This is a genomic window from Niabella beijingensis (assembly GCF_020034665.1).
Lineage (GTDB): Bacteria > Bacteroidota > Bacteroidia > Chitinophagales > Chitinophagaceae > Niabella > Niabella beijingensis.
Genome location: NZ_JAIQDI010000001.1, coordinates 3,687,168 through 3,706,562, shown reverse-complemented (window position 1 = coordinate 3,706,562; position 19,395 = coordinate 3,687,168). Strand labels below are relative to the sequence as shown.

Here is a 19,395-nt window from a genome sequence, read left to right as displayed (position 1 = left end):
TTTATGCCAGATTTAATGTCACTGCCTGTCCTTTTGCAAAAGAAGCACCCGGCGCGATGGACTGCCCCTGTACCTTACCACTGCCCTGTACTTTTACCCGCAATCCCATCTGCTCCAGTAAACTGATTGCGTTCCGGAGCCCCATTCCTTTTACATTAGGCATTACACTATTGCGGACCGTGTTTCCCGTAACCACCGGTTTCTGCCGGTTGGCATACATAGTGGCCCAGTTGCCCTGCTGCAGGGAATCCACAAACGGAATGTGCAGCATCTCCAGTACATTTTTTATTGCACCGGCGCTGCCTGCATAGAAATAGTTGGAACTGTCTTTTGATCCTTCATACCCCTTGGGCGTTTTACGGTCCACATACATGCTGTAGATCTTGGTAGCGATCTCGCGGAATACCGGCGCACCGATCTGTCCGCCATAGTGTAAGGCGGCACCCGGACTGGTTCTTACCACCACGATACAGGTGTACTGAGGCTGCTCTGCAGGAAAATAACCGACAAACGACGCCTGGTATACATTGTTACCATATTTGGTTTCCCCGTCGGCCACATGCGCCGTGCCGGTCTTTCCGGCAACTTTGAAAGGCATATCTTTAAAGGCCACTCTTCCGGTACCTTCTGTAATGGCCATTTCAAGGCTTTCTTTTGCGGCTTTCAAGGTAGATGGTTTGGCGATCGCTTCCTCCATCACCTGCGGCTGAACATCTTTCACTACCACTCCCTGGTTGCGGATGCTGCTTACGAGGTAAGGCCGCATCATTTTACCGTCGTTTGCCACGGCATTATATAAGGTCAGGGTCTGCAGCGGGCTTACCTGTAAGGCATAGCCAAAACTCATGGTCAGCATATTCATCAATCCACCATGATCCTTCGCCAGCGGTGCCATACGCGGCCGGGGCACATGCGCCAGGTCGACGGGCGACCGGCTGTCCATATGGTATTTTTTCAGATAGGTACCAAATTCAGAAGGGTTGCTGCCAAAAGCTTTCAGCGCTATTTTAGCCAATCCCACATTGGAACTGTGTGCCACACATTCTTCGATGGTAAGTACCGACTTGGGGGAACGTTCGGCATCCGTGACCATACGGGGTCCTACCTGCAGCCGCCCTGCCGTTCCCACCTCTATCAGGTCGTTGGGTTTTGAAGTTCCCTTGTCCAGGGCAGCCAGAAGGGTTACCATTTTTATGGTGGAACCCGGCTCCGTTACGCGGAGTGCATAGTTATCATTTTCCCAGTAAGTGGTGTCTCTTGGGTTACGGCCGAGGTTGGCGATCGCTTTTATCTTGCCGGTCTTTGTTTCCATAACTATGGCGGTACCGTACTGGGCACGGCTTTGCAGCATCATGCGCAGCAATGCCGTTTCCGTAATGTCCTGCATATTCACATCCAGTGTGGTATAAATATCCTTGCCGTTCTCCGGCTCTACCTGGAATCCTTCCACCGGAACGGCACCACCTGAAATATAACGCACCACCCGCTGGCCATTCTGACCATTGAGCAGACTGTCATAGCTCATCTCCAGGCCCACATTCATTTTCTTGATTTTGCCGTCACTGTTCACATATTCCCTGCTGAGCCCGATGGTACGGTTTGCCAGCAGTCCGAAAGGAGCAATGCGCTTGCTGGTTTCTTCCACCACGATACCGCTTTTGTTTTTACCCAGGCGGATCAGGGGAAAGCTGCGCAGCGCTTTAAAATCTTCAAACGATAGTTTCTTTTTTAATGCATAGTAACGGCTGCCTTTTTTATAGGCCTCATCAAACTCTTTCCGGTATTGCTTTGCCGTTTTATCTTTAAAATAGTCGGCCATGGCCACTGCGAAGGAGTCGATGTTCTCCTTATATACCTTTCCGTCCTTCAGCCGCAGGCCCTCGGCCATAAAGTCCATATACACATCAAACTGAGGCAGCGATGTGCTGAGCATCTGGCCGTCTTCGCTGAAGATCGTGCCCCTGTCGGCATTGATCTCAACGATCTTCTGGTGCATGCTGTCGCCCATACCTCTCCAGTGCTCGCCCTGTATACGCTGGATAACGGTGGCCTTACCCAGTACAAACAGGCAAAGCAGCACGATCCCGATAAAACAGAGATACACCCTCCACAATATGTCTTTCTTAATTTCCAATGCCTCTTAATATTTATGTGCGGTTTGCATATATTCTTCCAGTGAATCCTTCAGTACATACGGCGATTCCTGCAATTCGTTCAAACCCAGCGGCTGTAATGCTTTTGTCAGTTCGCTCGGTTTGCTGCGGAACATCACTTCGCTTTTCAGGCTCTTATATTCCCATTGCAGCTCTTTTACGTCTTTTGCTGTGGCATTTATCCTGCGCACAGTTTTATCGGCCATATGTCCGTTATAGATATATACGATCGCCAGGAAAGCCATGTAAAACAGGAAGGGTACCTGTCGTACGATCGACTGGTAGTTGAGCAGCTTTTTCCAGTTCCATCTTGCTTCCTTTCCTTTTTTATCCGTCACCGCTTCTGTTTTTGATTAGTCTGAATTGTTTCCCGGTTCAGATCCGTTCTGCCACGCGCAACTTGGCACTTCGTGATCTGGTATTTATTTTTAGTTCCGCATCCCCTGCTGTTACCGGTTTGCGGGTAATCAGCTTAAAAATTTTTTCCCTGTACTCCTGTACAAAGGGATTCTCTTCTTTTTCCTCAAAACTGCCTTCCCTGAAGAACTGTTTTACCAACCGGTCTTCCAGAGAATGGAAGGTAATGATGGCGATCCTCCCCCCCGGCCGCACTACTTCTTTCGCCTGCTCCAACAATTCCTTAAGGGCTTCCAGCTCCTGATTCACTTCGATACGCAGTGCCTGGAATACCTGGGCGAAATATTTATTGGGGTTGCCTTTTACCACCGGCCGCAATACATTCTTAAAAGCATCGATGGTTTTCAGCGATACCCGGCCCCTTGCTTCTGTGATGGTCCGTGCAAGCGTTCTGGCATTTGTCACTTCCCCATATTGTTCAAACAACTTATGCAACTGCTGCTCGGTGTACGTTTGAAGAATATCAAAGGCGGTCACCGGTTGCCGCTGATCCATCCGCATGTCCATGGCCGCATTGAACCGTATGCTGAATCCCCGCTCTGCCTCATCGAACTGGTGGCTGCTTACTCCCAGGTCTGCCAGCACTCCGTCTACCTGGCTGATCCCGTGCAACCGCAGAAAACGTTTCAGATGCCTGAAGTTCTGCGGAACAAATAATACGCGGTCATCGTTCTCCGGTATGTTCCGCGCTGCGTCTGCATCCTGGTCAAATGCCACCAGGCGTCCGTTTGCCCCCAGCGCCTTCAGGATGGCCGCAGCATGGCCGCCGCCGCCGAAGGTGGCATCTACATAGATCCCACCGGGATCGATGTTCAATGCCGTTATGGTCTCGTGCAGGAGTACCGGGATGTGATAGTCCGCAGGCTGTGAAGTTGATGTGCTAACAAGTTTTTCTTTTTGTTTATTCTTTGCCATGACCTGTCAACTTTTAAACCTGTCCATTCCGGTATCAGCCACCGGTCACAATCCGCCCATAACCTGGTTGGCCAGATCGCTGAACGACTCGGGAGAAAATGAATCAAAGAACTCTTTGTATTTCGAGGTATTCCAGATCTCCATCCGGTTACCGGCAGGTACCAACACAATGTCCTTTTCCAGTGCCGCATACTCTTTCAGGTTAGCCGGCAATAACAGCCTTCCGGCCGTATCAGGTTCCACAAGGGTAGCTCCATTCAAAAAGTAGCGCTTAAAGGCCCGCGCTTTCGGATCAAAATCATTCAGTCCGTTTATTTTTTCCGCCAACGGACTCCAGGAACTAAGCGGGTAAAGACTTAAACATTTTTCAAAACCCCTGTTGATGACAAAACGGTCCGCATCCTCCGGTTGCAGCTGCTTTCTGAAACCAGCCGGCAAAAGGAAGCGTCCTTTTGAATCTATTGTTGCCTCGAATTCACCGAGAAAACCTGTCATAAACCGGGAGTTATTTAAATATTTACTAAACTAACACAAAATAACACTTTTTCCCACTTACATACCAAATTTAACACCAATTCATTTATCCACAAATTAAAATGCGCTGAAATGCAGTCCTGTATTAAGTTTCATCGTTTTGAACGACTGCTTGGAAGTTTTTCATGTGGATATAATGTGAATATATGTGCAAAACCCACACAAATATCTGCAAAAAATGTGCAATCCGCGAACGGACCGCTGAAAAATTCTCATTATATCTTACTAAAATTCAGCCGGTTACTCATTCATGTAACCGGCCGGGGGCATTCTTTTGGTTTTATCCACATTTGGGCCGTTTTGGCCATTTTTTCCAGGTATAAGAAACGCAGGTAGCCGGGACGACCGCTGAAGGAACAGACGTCAGGAAGATGAGGGGCGGAATTTTTCACCGGTAAGCCGGGTAACCACCATTGCAGCTACCGTATTACCGGTTGCGTTCAGGATGGTGGCCAGCGGATCTACCAGGGTACCAATGATCATTACGGCCGGGATCGTTTCCTTGGGCAGGTGATAGGCCGAGATCATCAGCAGCTCCCCGATATAGCCGCCGTTGGGGATTCCCCCCTCCACCATGCTGCACAATACGGTGATACCCAATGCCAGCAACAGGTTATGGGGGGCAAAAAAATCCCAGCCCAGCATCTGGAACACCACATAGATCTTTACGATGGCAGAAATGGAAGAGCCGTTTTTATGCAGGGTGGTACCCAGGGGAATGACCACATTTGCAACCGGGGCGGGGATGCCGATCCGCTCTGCTGCGATGAGGTTGGCAGGCATAGTAGCCAGGCTGCTACAGGTGCTGACCGCTGTAAGCGAAGGCACGATATTGTTTTTCCAGAACAACCGCACTCCCGCGCGGCCATTACCAATGAATGCATACAAAGTAAAAAAGATAAAGAAATACAGGATGCCGGTTCCGTAATACAATGCCATTGGCTTTGCATAGAACCCGAACAACTGGGGTCCCAGATCGGCAGCCTGGTAGGCAATATAAGCCCCCAGCCCTATTGGAGCGCCTTTCATGATCAGCAGCAACAGCTGCTTCATCACTTCATTGCCCGCCACCAAAAAATCATAAAAGGGCTTTGCCGGCTGCCCCGATTTCCGGACCGCTGTTCCCAGTAAAAAAGAAAACACCAGCAATGCCAGCATATTCTGCCGCGATAACAACTGGTAGAACTCGCCTACGGTAAAAAAGGTCACCAGCCGTTCCCCCCAGGTTTTATGATCGCCTTCTTCCATCCCGGCAACAGCTCCCTGCTCCAGTGCAGGTTTTGCCAGCGGAAATAAATAGGCCATCAGTACCGTAAACAACGCTGCCAGTAAAATAAAAACAAGAAAGGTAACCGCCATAGCCGCAAGTACGCGCCCCAGCCGGTTCTTCTGCTCAATGGCAGCCACTGCCACTGCAATGGCAAAAAATACCAGGGGTACCACTGTAACAAAAAGCAGGTTCAGGAATACATCTCCCACTGGTTTCAGATAGGTGACGATTCCGGGAAAAAGCACCCCGGTGATGCCTCCCACCAGCATACCGGCCAGCAACAAAATAATGCTGGCATAGCTATCCCATAATTGTTTCCCAGAAAATCTTGTCATATCCAGATCTGTTCTTATAAATTGAAACCGGATTTTTTTTCATCCACCCTGTTTTGCGCCGGACAGTATTCTTTGTTCCCGTTTTATTGGGCAAGAAGGTCCACAGCGGCTTTCAGGCGGTTCTCCTGGTTCAGTTTGTCAAAAACATCCACTTCTAAATGATAGGAAGCTCCGGCAACCATCGGGTTGCCTGTTGTAAAAGTGGCAGTGATCGTACGGGCCTCAGAAGGTACCACCCCCTCCTTATACTGTTCAAACAGATCCGGAAGATCCAGCACTGCATTCCCTGCTTTATCGGTCACTTTCATGTGGCATCCCGGAAAAACCTTGCCTTCTTTTTGTGTGAAATAGTCCACCCCATCAGCAGCCAGCACCACCTTACTGCCCAGGGGCACTTTATTGCTGGTCAGCCTTTTGTTCCCGTCAGTAAGGAATACATCTGTTACACCAAGTCCGTTATACTCATAGGTTAGCCCGGTTGTAAGGTCTTTCTTGACGCCCTTACTGAAATGACAGCCGCTGCAACCGGCGAATCCTAAGCAAAAAAGCAGTAACAAAACCACTGTATTCTTTTTCATATATTTTCTTTTGGGTATTCCGGCAAATGCGGCACTGTAAATTTAAACAAAATTCCTGCCGAAAGCCATCGCACCATTTCCGGGATCAGCGGCCTTCTGCAGAAACAAAGCTTCTCCCCGATACCAGGAATTCATATTCATGATCCGGCTTCAGATCCGGTTACAGTGAATACGCTTTGATTTCCCGGCTGTGCCAGCGTTTTCCATACGATCAGCAGGCAGCAGCCCGCTGTTAAAAAAAGTTTCCTCATATAATTATAGTTCTGCGGCTATCATCCTTCAAAAATAAGCAGAAAACAACCATCACCAGGGCTTCAAAACATGGGTCATTCTGCCAGTTCAATAAAAATCGTACCTTTGCGGCTCACCATTTATCATTCAATATAGAAAATGTAGGAATTTCTTTCTTTTAAGTACTTCAGACACGGACCGCCAGGGGCGCGCCGATTCGTTTATCCTTAAAGAAAGAGCTATGTTAATACTTCAAAACCTCTCCTACACCCATCCTGATAAAGAAATACTGTTCAGCAATGTTCACCTCAATGTGAACCCGCATGATAAGATCGCGCTGATCGGCAATAACGGCGCGGGCAAGTCTACCCTGCTTAAAATGATCGCGGGCAGGCTCCCTGCTTCCGGAGGGCAGATCATTACAGCGGCTGTCCCCTGCTATATCCCGCAGGTATTCGGCCAGTACAACCATTATACCATTGCGCAGGCACTGGGTGTGGAGCAAAAACGGACTGCCCTCCGTGCCATCCTGAACGGAGATACTTCGGAAGAGCACTTTACCGTACTTGATGACGACTGGACCATTGAGGAGCGGTGCACCGAAGTCCTGACCTCCTGGAGACTGGACCATCTTGATCTTTCCCGTCCGATGGAAACCTTAAGCGGCGGACAGAAAACAAAGGTTTTTCTTGCGGGGATGAGTATCCGTCAGCCGGAACTGCTGTTGCTGGATGAACCCAGCAATCACCTGGATGCCGAAGGCCGGCAACTGTTGTACCAGTTCATCCGCACCACCGCCGCCACATTGATCATCGTTAGTCACGACCGGGAGCTGCTGAACCTTCTCAACAGGGTATGCGAGCTCAGTAAACGCGGGCTCTCCAGCTATGGCGGAAACTATGATTTTTATGCCGAACAAAAGCAAGCGGAGCGTGAGGCACTGAACCAGGACATACAAAACAAAGAGAAAGCACTCCGCAAAGCAAAAGAAAAGGAACGGGAAACGATGGAACGCCAGCAGAAACTGGATGCCCGCGGAAAAGGCAAACAGGAAAAGGCCGGCGTTGCCCGCATCATGATGAATACCCTCCGCAACAACGCGGAGAAAAGCACCTCAAAGCTCAAAAGCGTTCATGCGGAAAAGATCGGCGGTATTTCGCAGGAATTGCAGGACCTGCGTTCGGAACTGCCGGAAACGGATAAAATGAAATTCGGCTTTGATCATTCCACCCTACATACCGGCAAGATCCTTTTTGCCGCGACAGCCCTCAACTTCAGCTATAACGGCCTCCCACTCTGGAGTGAAGCACTGGACCTGGAGATCGTCAGCGGCGAGCGGCTGGCCCTGAAAGGTACCAACGGTGCCGGCAAAACCACGCTGATAAATGGCATACTGGGCACTTTAACACCGCAAACAGGAAGCATCTCTAAAGCCGAAAGCACCGCAGTGTATATTGATCAGGATTATTCCCTGATCGATAATGGCATCACAGTTTACCAACAGGCGCAACGTTTCAATACCGGGTCGCTCCAGGAACATGAGATCAAGATCCGGCTGAGCCGGTTCTTATTTACCAAAGACAGCTGGGATAAATCCTGCAAGGCGCTCAGCGGCGGCGAAAGAATGCGGCTGATGCTTTGCTGTATCACGATCAGCAACCGTGCTCCTGATATGATCATTCTTGATGAGCCTACCAATAATCTCGATTTGCAGAATATTGAAATACTAACAGCGGCCATCAATGAATACCGGGGAACACTGATCGTTGTATCGCATGACGAACATTTTTTGAGGGAGGTACATATAGAAAAAACGGTAACTCTGAAAAAGGCAGAAAGCTGACAGATCCCCATCCGTACATTACCGCGTGCCGCGCTTGTTACAGGATTTCCCAGGCTTCGATGCCGCCTTCCGTAACGGTCAGGATCCGGTTGGGTTCTATACTTTTCAGTCCCTGCAATTGTTTTAGCCGTTCCGGATCCCTCACTTCCAGCTTCTTCAGCAGATGACGGAATTCATATTCCAGTTGCCCGCTGTTTACGAGGATCCGGGTTCTTGAAAACGGCCGGTTGATCTTTGTCTGATCAAAAGAATAACCGCGCGCCAGCGCTTCTTCATAAACCGTGGCCAGGTAGGCATTGATCGCATCCAGCGGCCTTTTCAGTTTTTTAAACCGGTCCAGCTGGGGATGATTTTTATACCCCTTCGTTTTACCTTCCAGCACCTGCTTTGCCAGGAGCGTTTCCCTCCAGAGGGCAACGATGCCTTTCGCATCAAGATATTTGGGGTGCAGGGACCAGATACGCATGTTGTGTGGTCTGTAAAATTTTTTAAAAATCAAATGTAGGATTTTCTTCCTGCTATTGCTACAACAGCGGGCATTTCGCAGCGGGGAGATCGGACGGCTGGCAGACAGGACATATAGGTTATCTGCTAACCATGCTTCTATCTGTATTTGTAAACCATCGGCACATTGCCAGCGGACTTCAACTAATTAAAAAAAATTAGTATATCAGCAGAAATACCATTTGCAGAACACTGAAGGATTCTTGCTCAAAACCTATATAACTTTACTGTGCGAAAACTAAAAAGACAGGATCAAAAAAGATGGTGAAAGTAACCGAAGCCGGGCTTTTGTCTTTAGTTGCTGCCAGGCTTAAGGGCAAAGTATTGTTTCCCCAAAAGTAGAAGATGCAAAAAACTATTTGCAGAAAATAAAAACAACACCTGCATAATACAAATATGTAAAAATAAACTTTAAAGGCGCCGCCAACGGGCGTCTTTTTTCTATTGAGGCAACGGCCATTTGTACTGTAATCCTGATTCAGCCGGTATACGATTCCCGTTATCAATTTCAGCTGTTCTTCCCACATATACCTTCTGCGCATTCATTTGCAGTCAGTTATCCTGAGAGGTAGGTCTAATAAAAAAATGTTTTTTTATTAAATAAAACTTTTATATACGGATTTCTTCGTAACTTTGGCTTAGTGTTTTTCATAGGTTAGCAACGGCCAGCTCTTTTCAGGGCAGGCCTTTTTTATTTCAGGTAGCTTTTGTTTGGCGGCCTCCCGGCAAAATCATTTCCGTTTTTTGGTCTGCATGATTTCATTATAAGCCGACAGCAGCGCTTCCATTACTATTTCCCTCGCAACGGTATCCAGTACAAAGGTGGTAGCGCCCTTCTCGCCCCATTTATTAGGCACGGGATAAACATGCTCCGGATCCATTTCACAAAAAATGCGTTGCTCTTCCGTGGTCAGAAAAATATTGGTGGTATTGTCTTTGGCCCAATAAGAGGCAAACATACGCCTTCCGGTCACCTTGAGCCCGATCCGGTCAAAATGCGGATAAGCTTCTGTTCCCGGGAAAGAGAGGGCCATTTCCATAAACATTTTCTCAGATATCATTGTCGTTCTTTACGGGTTACCGGTATCCTGCACCAGCGTCATTAATGCACGGATACAACCGGAATGATAGCCTTCATGATACAATAAATATTCCAGCGCTTCGTCGATATTGGTAATCTCAAAGCCATACACTTTCGGGATCATCGCAGAGGGCGTATAATTATCAAACCGGCGCTGGTCATAATCGAGCTGCAGCTGATCCGTGGTGCTGATCAGCAATTCTTTTACCATTTCTATCTCAGGTGCTGCTACAAATGCTTCCGGCCTTGTACCCGGAAGAAACGGAAGCAGGTACCGTTCTTCTACCATAGCGGGCAGACCCGCCCTGCTATAACAAACGGTATGCTGAGCCGAAAGCAAATTTCCCAGGTTCCAGATGATATTGTTACTAAAGGATGTAGGTATGGTATTGAGCTGTTCGACGCTCAGCCCACTGACCTGGTTCAGCAGGAACTGCCGGAGATTTTTTATCTTTTTTATTTTGGGTTCCATCGTCTAAATGTACAAAACTTTTAGCCGGCAGGATCTCCCTGCGCCGGTTACGCCTCATCCAGTAATTGCTGAAAACGGTCCGCAAACTGCCCCACGTGGTAACCATCCATCAACCCGTGATGCACATGTACGGATACCGGCATTCTCTTTTCACCCTGTGGTCCTGCCAATTTTCCAAATGAGATCTTGGGGCAGCTGTCGGGAAAATGAAAACACCTCGCATGCGATAATGCTGTAAAGTTCAGCCAGGGCAGCGCTGAAAAATGGATCACATTTTCACCCGAGACTGCGGGCACCAGCCCTTTCGACTGCCGTACGGTTTCCAGTACCGGCTGTGCCTGCCTGTAAAACAGCATTTCATCCGGGTTATAATCAAGGTATGCAAATCCGAAGGTTCCGTCCGGCCGGTTGATCGTCGGGGAAGCATGTACCACATCATAACTGTATACATCCTCCCCGTGTATACGGTACCGGAAAGGCTCGGTTTCATTCGCCGCTTTCAGCGCTGCATACAGGTAGAACAGGAAAAATGAACCTCCCTGCTGTTTTGCCCGTGCATAGGCCCGGGTACAGTCTGCCTCAAGTGTCACCCCGAAAAAAGGCTCTTCAAATTGTTTAAAAAAGAGAAAATGATCCTTCCTGTTCCAGTTGTCCAGGTTGATACGAGTCCGCATAGTTTCAGAGATAATTTAAGATCTGTTCAATTGTTTCCAGCTGCAAAAAGCGGGGATGTTCCACCCTTTCTTCATGTTGTTCATGCACCCAGGTGGTATGGCAGGGAATGTGTGCGGCATAACCGTTCAACTCCAGCACCGGCAATACATCCGACCGGACGGAATTTCCAAGCATTAAAAAACAATCCGGCTCACAATCCAGCTGTGTTAATAATTTCCGGTAGTCTGCCGGCTTTTTGTTGCTCATAATCGTGATGTGGTGAAAAGCACCGGCCAATCCCGACTTTTCAAGTTTGCGTTCCTGATCCAGCAGATCACCTTTGGTGGCCATTACCAGCCGGTACCTTCCTGTCAGGCGGTCCAGCGTTTCCTCCACTCCCGGCAGTAACACCACCGGCCGCTGCAGTAATTCATGTCCGATCTCGATCGCCTTACGTGTCAGCCCCGGGGAAGCCATTCCTCCGGTCACCGTATCGATGGTTTCGATCATGCAAAGCATAAATCCTTTGATGCCATAGCCATACAACGGCAGGTTTTTCATCTCCGTACGTAATAGTTCCTGTGCTACCGCATGGTGTGGCAGGTAGTTGTTCAGCAACGCACAGAAATGCTGTTCTGCTTCCCGGAAGTACGACTCATTTTCCCACAGCGTATCATCCGTATCAAAGGCAATGGTTTTTATTTTGTGAAGCATCTTTGTTTTTGTATTTTACAATTCATTCATCTGTTGACCACGCAAAAATCCGTAAAGGATTGCTGCAGAAAAAGGACATTTGTCCTGCCCGGTTATGCTTAGAACCAATGATCGTTTTTTATCCTACATCGAAACGCTTTACGCCGGTGAAACGCGTAAGGAACACTTTCAGTTCAAAATCGTTCCGGAAGGAACCATGCTGTTGCGGCAGGGCAGCGCCGGTGCCAGGGTTTATGTATTGAAAGAGGGCATCAGCAAGGTATTTTTCAGCGAAGACAATGGGAAGGAGTATATCCTCGAATTCTCAGGGAGAGGTGAGATCATGGGGGAAATTGAAGTACTCCGTCAGCTTCCCTGCCTTTGCTCCGTGCAGGCGCTGACCGAAGTACAGGCCTACACGATCTCTATCCCTTTTTTCAATGCCCTACTGGAAAAAGATCCGCAGCTGAACCGGTTGCTGCTGGATGTGTTTGCGGAACGGATCGTCAATACCTCCAGCCGGGCGGCTTTTCAGCAATTGTATACCCTGGAGCACAGTGTAACACGACTGCTGGAGTTTCAGTCGAAGCAGCAACTGCAGTTTTCCAAGGAGGACATGGCGGCTTACCTCGGCATTACCCCCCGGAGTTTGAACAGGGTGCTCAAAAGCGTGCAGGTACGATCTGGTACGGCCCAGCAACAGTCGGAATAAAAGAGCGGTTTGCCCCTCTTTCACCAATAAAATTCCGGGAAAATTAATATTGTTTTTTTCATATTAACCGTTTACTTTTAATCAAAAAAGCCCTGCACCCTTTTGTTAAAACCGCAAACCCGTGTACATGAATAATACCAGTCATTATCCCGAATTCGAATATGCTGCTCCTACACTGAATAAATTTATTGAAGCCTCCGGCATTTTTACCATTTTACTTACCTCCGGCGCCATCATTCATTTCCGGCCCGAGAACAGCGCGTCCTTCCGGCAATGGCTGACGGAACATGCTGTTGAAGACATCCGTTCTGCAACAACGGCCGTTACCAGTTAGCCGCACGCCGCATATTCACCAACAGAAGCGCTGCACCTCCGGCTACAGCCGGGTGGTATTATTCCTTTGTGCAAGCATGCCGATTTTTGCAAAGAGATGTGCGGGCGGCAGACATCCCAGCACCTGTGGGCAGAACATCTTCCGGCGTCCGTTCATTGCATCATGCATTAAGCTGCCTTTACCTGCTGTTACAGTTAAGGTTTGCTTCGCAGTACCCTATTTTGCTATATTTGCGGCAATATTGATTCCGTATTGCCAGACTTATCATAGCTATGAACAGATATTCAGGAGTGTTCCTTGCCCTCATTTTTTGCCTGCAGCTGCAGGCACAACAACATACCGTTACGGGATCGGTTGCAGACAGTACGACCCGCCTTCCGCTGGAGGCCGCTACTATAACTCTTTTGACCGACCATCAACCGGCTCCTGTAGTCAGATCTGAAAAGAACGGGAGCTTCCGGATGCAGGTGCCTTCCGGGGGGCCCTCCACCCTGATTGTTTCTTTTACCGGCTACCGCCCCAGAACAATAGTGCTTCCTTCACCATCAGCGGCCGGCGATATTGGTACTGTTTATCTGCAAAACGATGCCACATCACTGGAGGCTATTGTGGTGCAGGGGAAAAAACCTCCTGTAAGTTTCCGGGTAGACCGCCAGGTATATAATGCAGCACAGTTTGGAAATGCAGCTTCCGGAACCGGCATTGATGTGATCCGCAACCTGCCGTCCGTATCGGTAAATGCGCTGGGGGAGATCAGCTTCAGAGGTTCATCCAGTTTCCTGGTACTGATCAATGGTAAACCCACCCAGGGCGACCCGGCTACCATGCTGGGCCAATTACCTGCTGCTGCTATTGAAAATGTGGAGACCATTACCAGCCCCTCGGCAGCTTATGATGCAGATGGGAAAGCCGGCATTATCAATATCATCACCAAAACCGGAATTGAGGATGGATGGATGCTGCAATCCAGTGTTTTGTATGGTTTACCCCCCGTGAAGGACTTTGACAATGCTCATACCCCGCAGCGTTTTGGAGCCGATATTACTGCCGGCTACCGCAAAAACAAATGGGATATAAGCGGAGGGCTCAATTACCTGAGAAATGATATTGCGGGGTATCGTGAGGGCGACGTATATACCATTCGCAACGGGATAAAAACCGCATTCCCTTCCAACGGGGAGCGGAGTTTTAAGCGTTACAATTATGGGGGACGGCTTGCGGCAAGCTATCAGACAAATGTCAATAACCTGGTCAGTGCGGGCTTTTACATCGGTAAAAAATTCCAGTTGCGGGAAGCCGACCTGCTTTATAACAATTACCGCCAGGATATTCAAACAGGAACGGTCTTTGCCCCGTTCACCTACTATAACGCCAATACGCAGGAAAAGGAAGGGCTGTTCAGTCTTGCGAGCCTGGATTATACCCACCGGTTCAGTAAGAATTCCAGTCTTGCGGTTTCTGCGCTTTACGAACATGCCGGGCTTTCGGGCAATACCTATAACCGGAATCTTTATTACCCCAATACTTCAGACACCCTACAATTCACCCACAATCCTAATACCAACCCGCTGAACGCCATCCGGCTGAAAGCCGATTATACACAAAAACTGGGACAACAGCACACGCTGCAAACAGGATATCAGTACCGGTATGATGTTCAGGACGGAAATTTTTTATATTATACAAAAATCCCGGGAACACCTGACTATGTAACGGATCCTGAATTTACCAGTCATGTAAAAACTAATAACCGGATACATGCCGGGTATGTTCAGGCAAATGGCCAGGTCCATAAATTAAACTATAACCTGGGCGGACGGCTGGAATATTCTGAACGGGATCTGATGTTCTCAAAAAATGAAAAAAAGCAACGGCTGTTATTAAACAACTTCTTCCCTGCCGCACAGTTCCGCTATGCGCTTACGGAACAGGCGGCAATCAAGCTCGGGTATAACCGCAGGATCAAACGCACAAACAATTATGAACTGAACCCCTTTCCGGAGCGGGAACATTCCGAAACACTGGAACAGGGCGATCCCAACCTGTTGCCGGAGCTGATCGGCACCTATGAGCTGGGGTGGGAACAAAAACTGGCCGGGGGTTCCTTTTTTCTGACGTTTTATCATCAGCGTACTAAAAATCCCATTCAGCGGGTTAACAAAGTATACAATGATTCTATCCTGAACCGAGTGTTCACCAACGCCGGCAATGCATTTCAAACAGGTATAGAAACCAACCTCAGTATTGCTGTAACGCCCTGGTGGCAATGTGTACTGGGAGGCAATGTGTATCGTTACAAGATCTCCGGTTCTATTTTTGACGGAACATTGCCGGTGTCCAACAACAGTTGGGTATATACGATCAACACCAGTCAGACTTTTACGCTGCCCGCCAACTGGCTGTTGCAGCTTAGTGTAAATTATCTTTCAGAACGGGTGACCGCCCAGGGCGAGGACAGCCGCTTTTTAACGCCGCATTTCCTGGTAAAAAAAACAACAAAAGACAAGCGTTGGTATTTCCAGCTGCAATGGCTGAACATCGATGCAGGCATGAAGGAATCCAACCGTCAGCGGATCACTACTTATGGTGCCGATTTTTACACTACCACCAATTACATCTATGAGCCCGATCAGTTCCAGTTATCGCTGGGATTCAATCTCTCCCGCCGCAACCGGAAGATCAGCCTTCCGCAAAGCGAGATAGGGGAAAAAGAATTCTAGGTCTTACCTGCAACCAGTTCCGGCAACAGTTTTCCTACCGACCGGCCCTGACGTTCCTATGGAAAAGCAATATCGCATACAAGAAATGTTCGTTTCTTTTTTAAGAAAACGCTTATTGTAAAAAATTTCTGACTTTCTGCTGTACGCACTCAGGCCATTGCCGGGGCAAGGCAACCGTTCCGGTAAAATAAAGTAACTTGCGCTTTATTTTAAACCTGATTTATTTTGCATCCGAAGGACCTGAATATTGCTGATTTCGCCTACGAACTTCCCGAAGAGAAAATTGCTTTTTTCCCGTTACCGGAGCGCGACCAGTCAAAGTTGCTGCTTTACAAAAACGGACAACTGTCAGAAGATACCTATCAACAGATCGACCGGCATCTGCCTGAAGGGGCACTTGCCATTTTCAATAATACCAAAGTGGTGGAAGCCCGGTTGCTTTTTAAAAAACCTACCGGGGGCGTGATCGAGATCTTTTGCCTCGAACCATCGGAAAGCTATGCGGACATTACCACTGCCATGGCGCAGCAGGGAAAAGTGCTCTGGCTTTGTATGGTGGGTGGCGCGGCCAAATGGAAAGAGGGTCAGGTGCTCACCTGCGCTGTTGAAGGTGCATTGCTGGAAGCACGTCTTATGGAAAAACGGACGGATAGTTTTCTGATCGAACTCAGCTGGACACCCGAAGCATGGAGCTTTGCAGAAATTCTGCATTTAACCGGACAGATCCCCCTGCCCCCCTATATAAAAAGAAATGCAGAAAAAGAAGATCTGGAACGTTACCAGACCGTTTATGCCGCTCATGATGGTTCTGTAGCTGCACCCACCGCGGGTCTGCATTTTACCAAAGAGGTGCTGCAAAAATTAACACAGAAAAATATCCAGACCGATTTTGTGACCCTGCATGTTGGAGCCGGCACTTTTAAGCCGGTTAAAGCAGCGGTGATGAAGGATCACGAGATGCATGCAGAATTCTTTTCTGTTCCGGCAGCACTCATTCAAAAGATCATTGCCCAGCAGCAGCCGCTGATAGCAGTGGGCACCACCTCCCTGAGAACCCTGGAATCCCTGTACTGGCTGGGCGCAAAGTTATTGCAGGATAAAAATTGTTTTGGAAATGATCTCCCGCAACTCCGTCAATGGGAACCGTATGAATTACCGTTGCAGCACTACCCGGTAGCGGATGCATTGCGGGCATTGCTCGATTATCTTGCAGAGCGGCAGTTTACAACACTGGTGGCCAAAACGCAGATCATCATTGCACCCGGTTATTTTTTTAAGATCGCCGATGCGCTTGTGACCAACTTCCATCAACCTTCCTCCACCCTTCTGTTATTGGTAGCTGCGTTTATCGGGGACGACTGGAAGCGGGTGTATGACTATGCCTTACAGCATCAGTTCCGGTTTTTGAGTTATGGCGACGGGAGTCTTTTATGGCGCACCCGCTAACCGGTTAAACCGCCGGCTCCTGCTGGCTCAGGCAATGAAAGCTTCCCAGCCCCCAGATAATTTCTGTAGAATCGATCCCAACTACTTTACGATCCGGGAATGCTGCTTCAATAATACGAAGCGCCTTATCGTCGTATTTACTACGGAATGTGGGTACAATGACGGCCTGGTTGGCAATGTAAAAATTAGCATAGGACGCCGGCAGGCGCTGCTCTTCCCATATCACTGCTTCCGGCATCGGCAGTTCAATAATAGTAAGTTGTTTGCCGTTTAACAGGCGCATCGCCTTCAGTTGCTTCAGGTTCTGTTGCAGGAGCAGATAGTTCTCGTCTGTTTTATCTTCTTCTACTACTGCCAGTACGGTGTCTCCGTTTACAAATCGGATGGTGTCATCAATATGTCCGTCCGTATCGTCACCAGCAATACCTTCATCCACCCACAACACCTGCTCCGCTCCATAATAATTGTGTAAATAGGTTTCGATCTGCTCCCGGTTTAAATGGGGGTTGCGGTTCTCGTTCAGCAAACAGGCTGTTGAAGTGAGAATGGTTCCCTTACCATTAAATTCAACAGAACCGCCTTCCATAACAATCCCCGGATGAAAAACAGGGATATTATAATGCGCTCCTATTTTTGTAGGGATCACGTCGTCCAGGTCATAGGGCGGATATTTATCGCCCCAGGCATTGTAGCCCCAGTCCACAATAACTTTTTTAACAGCCGCTTCAGGATTGATCAGGAAGGCCGGGCCGTGATCCCTGCACCAGGCATCATTGGTAGGATGATAAAAGAATTCCACTTTCTTCAAGTCGGTACCGGCAGCCTCCAGATGACCGGTTGCAGCGGCTTTCATCGCCACATCGGCAACATTGATGCACACTTTTTCTCCGGCTGCCAGCTCCTTAACGAACTGAGCATAATATGGATAAATAGTATGGATCTTATCCGGCCAGGAAGCTTCCTTATGTGGCCAGCTCAGCCAGGTGGCTTCATGCGGATGCCATTCAGCGGGAAACTGATACCCCAGTTCCTTTGGGGTTGCTGCTGCAGTTGTATTCAACGTATCTGTTTTTTAGGGGTAAAAAATCTGTTCTCACGCTTCATCATCAATGTAGCGCTTTGTTATAGGAGCATACGAATCGATCCGCCGGTCTCTTAAGAATGGCCAGTGGGTACGGTAGGTATCGGTTTTGGAAAGGTCCAGCTCCTGTACATGTACTTCTTCTTTGTCGTGCGAAGCCAGGTAGTCCAGCGACCCGAATGGATTGGAAATAAATGATCCACCCCAGAACTGCATGGCTCCATTCTGCTCCAGTCCCACGCGGTTCACACTGACTACATGCACACCATTCGCAACGGCATGACTGCGCTGGATGGTCTGCCAGGCGTTGTATTGTTCCTTATTCGTAGCCTCATCCTGACTGGTGGCCCAGCCGATGGCGGTAGGATAGAACAGGATCTCTGCACCCATCAGGCTGGTAATGCGCGCCCCTTCAGGATACCACTGATCCCAGCAGATCAGCACACCAATAGCAGCAAATTTTGTTTTGAATACCTTGTACCCCAGGTCTCCGGGTGTAAAATAAAATTTTTCATAATACGCCGGATCATCGGGTATATGCATTTTCCGGTATTTGCCCAGATAGCTGCCGTCTGCATCCAGCACAGCCGTGGTATTATGGTACAACCCTTCCGTCCTTTTCTCAAAAAGAGAGGCAATGATCACCACACCCAGCTCTTTTGCCACCTGGCTTAATACATCCGTGGATGGCCCCGGTATGGGTTCCGCCAGTTTAAAATTTCCGTAGTCTTCCACATCGCAGAAGTACAGCGATGTGAACAGTTCCTGTAAACACACGATCTGTGCGCCCTTTGCTGCTGCTTCCTTTATTTTTCCAATGGCCTTATCCAGGTTCTGCTGTTTGTCAGCACTGCAACTCATCTGAACCAGGCCCACTTGTACTTTTGCCATATAATGATGTTGATCGGTTTTTTAATTAAAAAAACAGGCGCCTTTTAAGGAGGCGCCTGAAGTATACGTTGCTATCGCAGCCGGTCCAGGTCCCGGATCAGCTTCTGGTCCCTGCGGATGCCTTTCATCGCAAAGAAAAAGCCGATGACGATCCCCACGGTAAACAATGCCGACAACGAGATCCGCCCGCCCGGTTCGAAGTTATTGATATATTTTATATACAATGCGATCAGTCCTGCTGACGCCAGCAGTCCTGCCAGTGTGAGCCGAAGCTGGAGTTTGCGGTTCTTAAACAGAAAAACAGCAGCAGCACCCAGCAGGATGATGGCTCCGGTAAGCAACATCAGCCATATGTTATCTGTTGCCGTAACTTCCGCACCCGTTACCCCTTCTGTGCCATTGATTACCGTTCCGTTATAAAAAGGATACTTGAACGTAAAGCCGGCGCATATAACGGACAGCAGCAGCCACAATGTTTGTTTTCTCTGGATCATGTTGAAAGATTTAAGATTCGGATCCGTTACAAAGGGA

At 48.6% G+C, this 19,395-nt stretch carries 19 protein-coding genes; 5 read left to right on the top strand and 14 right to left on the bottom strand.

Annotated elements, in window-relative coordinates:
- Nucleotide 1: 1 nt before the first annotated feature.
- From K7B07_RS15605 to K7B07_RS15580, 6 genes are all read right to left on the bottom strand, one after another.
- On the bottom strand, nt 2–2,134 hold the full coding sequence (locus tag K7B07_RS15605; protein ID WP_223711162.1) for a penicillin-binding protein: 2,133 nt from the start codon (nt 2,132–2,134) through the stop codon (nt 2–4).
- 6 nt (nt 2,135–2,140) lie between these two features.
- Entirely contained in the window at nt 2,141–2,491 is a 351-nt protein-coding gene (locus K7B07_RS15600; RefSeq protein ID WP_223711160.1) for an FtsL-like putative cell division protein, read from the bottom strand.
- Between the two features lie 37 nt (nt 2,492–2,528).
- The gene (gene rsmH, locus K7B07_RS15595; RefSeq protein ID WP_223711158.1) at nt 2,529–3,485 is read right to left on the bottom strand and encodes a 16S rRNA (cytosine(1402)-N(4))-methyltransferase RsmH; all 957 of its coding nucleotides are present in this window, start codon (nt 3,483–3,485) and stop codon (nt 2,529–2,531) included.
- Nucleotides 3,486–3,530: 45 nt separating this feature from the next.
- Complete coding sequence (gene mraZ, locus K7B07_RS15590; RefSeq protein ID WP_223711157.1) at nt 3,531–3,980, bottom strand: division/cell wall cluster transcriptional repressor MraZ; 450 nt, start codon at nt 3,978–3,980, stop codon at nt 3,531–3,533.
- Nucleotides 3,981–4,382: 402 nt separating this feature from the next.
- Nucleotides 4,383–5,624 (bottom strand): dicarboxylate/amino acid:cation symporter, encoded by a 1,242-nt coding sequence (locus tag K7B07_RS15585; protein WP_223711155.1) that lies wholly within the window; start codon nt 5,622–5,624, stop codon nt 4,383–4,385.
- An 83-nt stretch (nt 5,625–5,707) separates the two neighbouring features.
- A complete protein-coding gene (locus K7B07_RS15580; protein WP_223711153.1) occupies nt 5,708–6,202 on the bottom strand; it encodes a hypothetical protein in 495 nt (164 codons plus the stop codon).
- Nucleotides 6,203–6,674: 472 nt separating this feature from the next.
- On the opposite strand from K7B07_RS15580, the gene abc-f reads away from it, so the two are divergent.
- On the top strand, nt 6,675–8,276 hold the full coding sequence (abc-f, locus tag K7B07_RS15575) for a ribosomal protection-like ABC-F family protein (RefSeq protein ID WP_223711152.1): 1,602 nt from the start codon (nt 6,675–6,677) through the stop codon (nt 8,274–8,276).
- 37 nt (nt 8,277–8,313) lie between these two features.
- Here abc-f and K7B07_RS15570 read toward each other — a convergent pair whose 3' ends face one another.
- The 5 genes from K7B07_RS15570 to K7B07_RS15550 all read right to left on the bottom strand — a co-directional run bounded on the left by K7B07_RS15570 (nt 8,314) and on the right by K7B07_RS15550 (nt 11,701).
- On the bottom strand, nt 8,314–8,742 hold the full coding sequence (locus K7B07_RS15570) for a pyrimidine dimer DNA glycosylase/endonuclease V (RefSeq protein WP_223711150.1): 429 nt from the start codon (nt 8,740–8,742) through the stop codon (nt 8,314–8,316).
- Nucleotides 8,743–9,511: 769 nt separating this feature from the next.
- Entirely contained in the window at nt 9,512–9,841 is a 330-nt protein-coding gene (locus K7B07_RS15565) for an MmcQ/YjbR family DNA-binding protein (RefSeq protein ID WP_223711149.1), read from the bottom strand.
- 9 nt (nt 9,842–9,850) lie between these two features.
- Nucleotides 9,851–10,333 carry a DinB family protein gene (locus K7B07_RS15560; protein ID WP_223711147.1) on the bottom strand — a complete coding sequence of 161 codons (483 nt, stop codon included), beginning with the start codon at nt 10,331–10,333 and terminating at the stop codon, nt 9,851–9,853.
- A 47-nt stretch (nt 10,334–10,380) separates the two neighbouring features.
- On the bottom strand, nt 10,381–11,007 hold the full coding sequence (locus K7B07_RS15555; RefSeq protein ID WP_223711145.1) for a chloramphenicol acetyltransferase: 627 nt from the start codon (nt 11,005–11,007) through the stop codon (nt 10,381–10,383).
- Nucleotides 11,008–11,011: 4 nt separating this feature from the next.
- Nucleotides 11,012–11,701 carry an HAD family hydrolase gene (locus tag K7B07_RS15550; protein ID WP_223711143.1) on the bottom strand — a complete coding sequence of 230 codons (690 nt, stop codon included), beginning with the start codon at nt 11,699–11,701 and terminating at the stop codon, nt 11,012–11,014.
- Between the two features lie 94 nt (nt 11,702–11,795).
- Between K7B07_RS15550 and K7B07_RS15545 the strand changes: the two genes are divergently transcribed.
- The 4 genes from K7B07_RS15545 to K7B07_RS15530 all read left to right on the top strand — a co-directional run bounded on the left by K7B07_RS15545 (nt 11,796) and on the right by K7B07_RS15530 (nt 16,892).
- Nucleotides 11,796–12,392, top strand: coding sequence for a Crp/Fnr family transcriptional regulator (locus K7B07_RS15545; protein ID WP_223711141.1), 597 nt, complete (start codon nt 11,796–11,798; stop codon nt 12,390–12,392).
- A gap of 127 nt (nt 12,393–12,519) precedes the next feature.
- The gene (locus K7B07_RS15540; RefSeq protein ID WP_223711140.1) at nt 12,520–12,726 is read left to right on the top strand and encodes a hypothetical protein; all 207 of its coding nucleotides are present in this window, start codon (nt 12,520–12,522) and stop codon (nt 12,724–12,726) included.
- Between the two features lie 272 nt (nt 12,727–12,998).
- Complete coding sequence (locus K7B07_RS15535) at nt 12,999–15,446, top strand: TonB-dependent receptor (protein WP_223711138.1); 2,448 nt, start codon at nt 12,999–13,001, stop codon at nt 15,444–15,446.
- Between the two features lie 225 nt (nt 15,447–15,671).
- On the top strand, nt 15,672–16,892 hold the full coding sequence (locus tag K7B07_RS15530) for an S-adenosylmethionine:tRNA ribosyltransferase-isomerase (protein WP_223711136.1): 1,221 nt from the start codon (nt 15,672–15,674) through the stop codon (nt 16,890–16,892).
- A gap of 4 nt (nt 16,893–16,896) precedes the next feature.
- Here K7B07_RS15530 and K7B07_RS15525 read toward each other — a convergent pair whose 3' ends face one another.
- The 3 genes from K7B07_RS15525 to K7B07_RS15515 form a co-directional block, all read right to left on the bottom strand.
- On the bottom strand, nt 16,897–17,952 hold the full coding sequence (locus tag K7B07_RS15525; protein ID WP_223711134.1) for an agmatine deiminase family protein: 1,056 nt from the start codon (nt 17,950–17,952) through the stop codon (nt 16,897–16,899).
- A gap of 33 nt (nt 17,953–17,985) precedes the next feature.
- The gene (locus K7B07_RS15520) at nt 17,986–18,864 is read right to left on the bottom strand and encodes a carbon-nitrogen hydrolase (RefSeq protein WP_223711133.1); all 879 of its coding nucleotides are present in this window, start codon (nt 18,862–18,864) and stop codon (nt 17,986–17,988) included.
- A 71-nt stretch (nt 18,865–18,935) separates the two neighbouring features.
- Nucleotides 18,936–19,358, bottom strand: coding sequence for a DUF4293 domain-containing protein (locus K7B07_RS15515; RefSeq protein WP_223711131.1), 423 nt, complete (start codon nt 19,356–19,358; stop codon nt 18,936–18,938).
- Nucleotides 19,359–19,395: the final 37 nt, after the last annotated feature.

Excerpts from the sequence above, each read along its gene's own strand:
- rsmH (WP_223711158.1), bottom strand. The coding sequence starts at position 3,485 with ATGGCAAAGAATAAACAAAAAGAAAAACTTGTTAGCACATCAACTTCA.
- mraZ (WP_223711157.1), bottom strand. The coding sequence starts at position 3,980 with ATGACAGGTTTTCTCGGTGAATTCGAGGCAACAATAGATTCAAAAGGA.
- K7B07_RS15585 (WP_223711155.1), bottom strand. The coding sequence starts at position 5,624 with ATGACAAGATTTTCTGGGAAACAATTATGGGATAGCTATGCCAGCATT.
- K7B07_RS15580 (WP_223711153.1), bottom strand. The coding sequence starts at position 6,202 with ATGAAAAAGAATACAGTGGTTTTGTTACTGCTTTTTTGCTTAGGATTC.
- abc-f (WP_223711152.1), top strand. The coding sequence starts at position 6,675 with ATGTTAATACTTCAAAACCTCTCCTACACCCATCCTGATAAAGAAATA.
- K7B07_RS15570 (WP_223711150.1), bottom strand. The coding sequence starts at position 8,742 with ATGCGTATCTGGTCCCTGCACCCCAAATATCTTGATGCGAAAGGCATC.
- K7B07_RS15565 (WP_223711149.1), bottom strand. The coding sequence starts at position 9,841 with ATGATATCTGAGAAAATGTTTATGGAAATGGCCCTCTCTTTCCCGGGA.
- K7B07_RS15560 (WP_223711147.1), bottom strand. The coding sequence starts at position 10,333 with ATGGAACCCAAAATAAAAAAGATAAAAAATCTCCGGCAGTTCCTGCTG.
- K7B07_RS15555 (WP_223711145.1), bottom strand. The coding sequence starts at position 11,007 with ATGCGGACTCGTATCAACCTGGACAACTGGAACAGGAAGGATCATTTT.
- K7B07_RS15550 (WP_223711143.1), bottom strand. The coding sequence starts at position 11,701 with ATGCTTCACAAAATAAAAACCATTGCCTTTGATACGGATGATACGCTG.
- K7B07_RS15545 (WP_223711141.1), top strand. The coding sequence starts at position 11,796 with ATGCTTAGAACCAATGATCGTTTTTTATCCTACATCGAAACGCTTTAC.
- K7B07_RS15540 (WP_223711140.1), top strand. The coding sequence starts at position 12,520 with ATGAATAATACCAGTCATTATCCCGAATTCGAATATGCTGCTCCTACA.
- K7B07_RS15535 (WP_223711138.1), top strand. The coding sequence starts at position 12,999 with ATGAACAGATATTCAGGAGTGTTCCTTGCCCTCATTTTTTGCCTGCAG.
- K7B07_RS15520 (WP_223711133.1), bottom strand. The coding sequence starts at position 18,864 with ATGGCAAAAGTACAAGTGGGCCTGGTTCAGATGAGTTGCAGTGCTGAC.
- K7B07_RS15515 (WP_223711131.1), bottom strand. The coding sequence starts at position 19,358 with ATGATCCAGAGAAAACAAACATTGTGGCTGCTGCTGTCCGTTATATGC.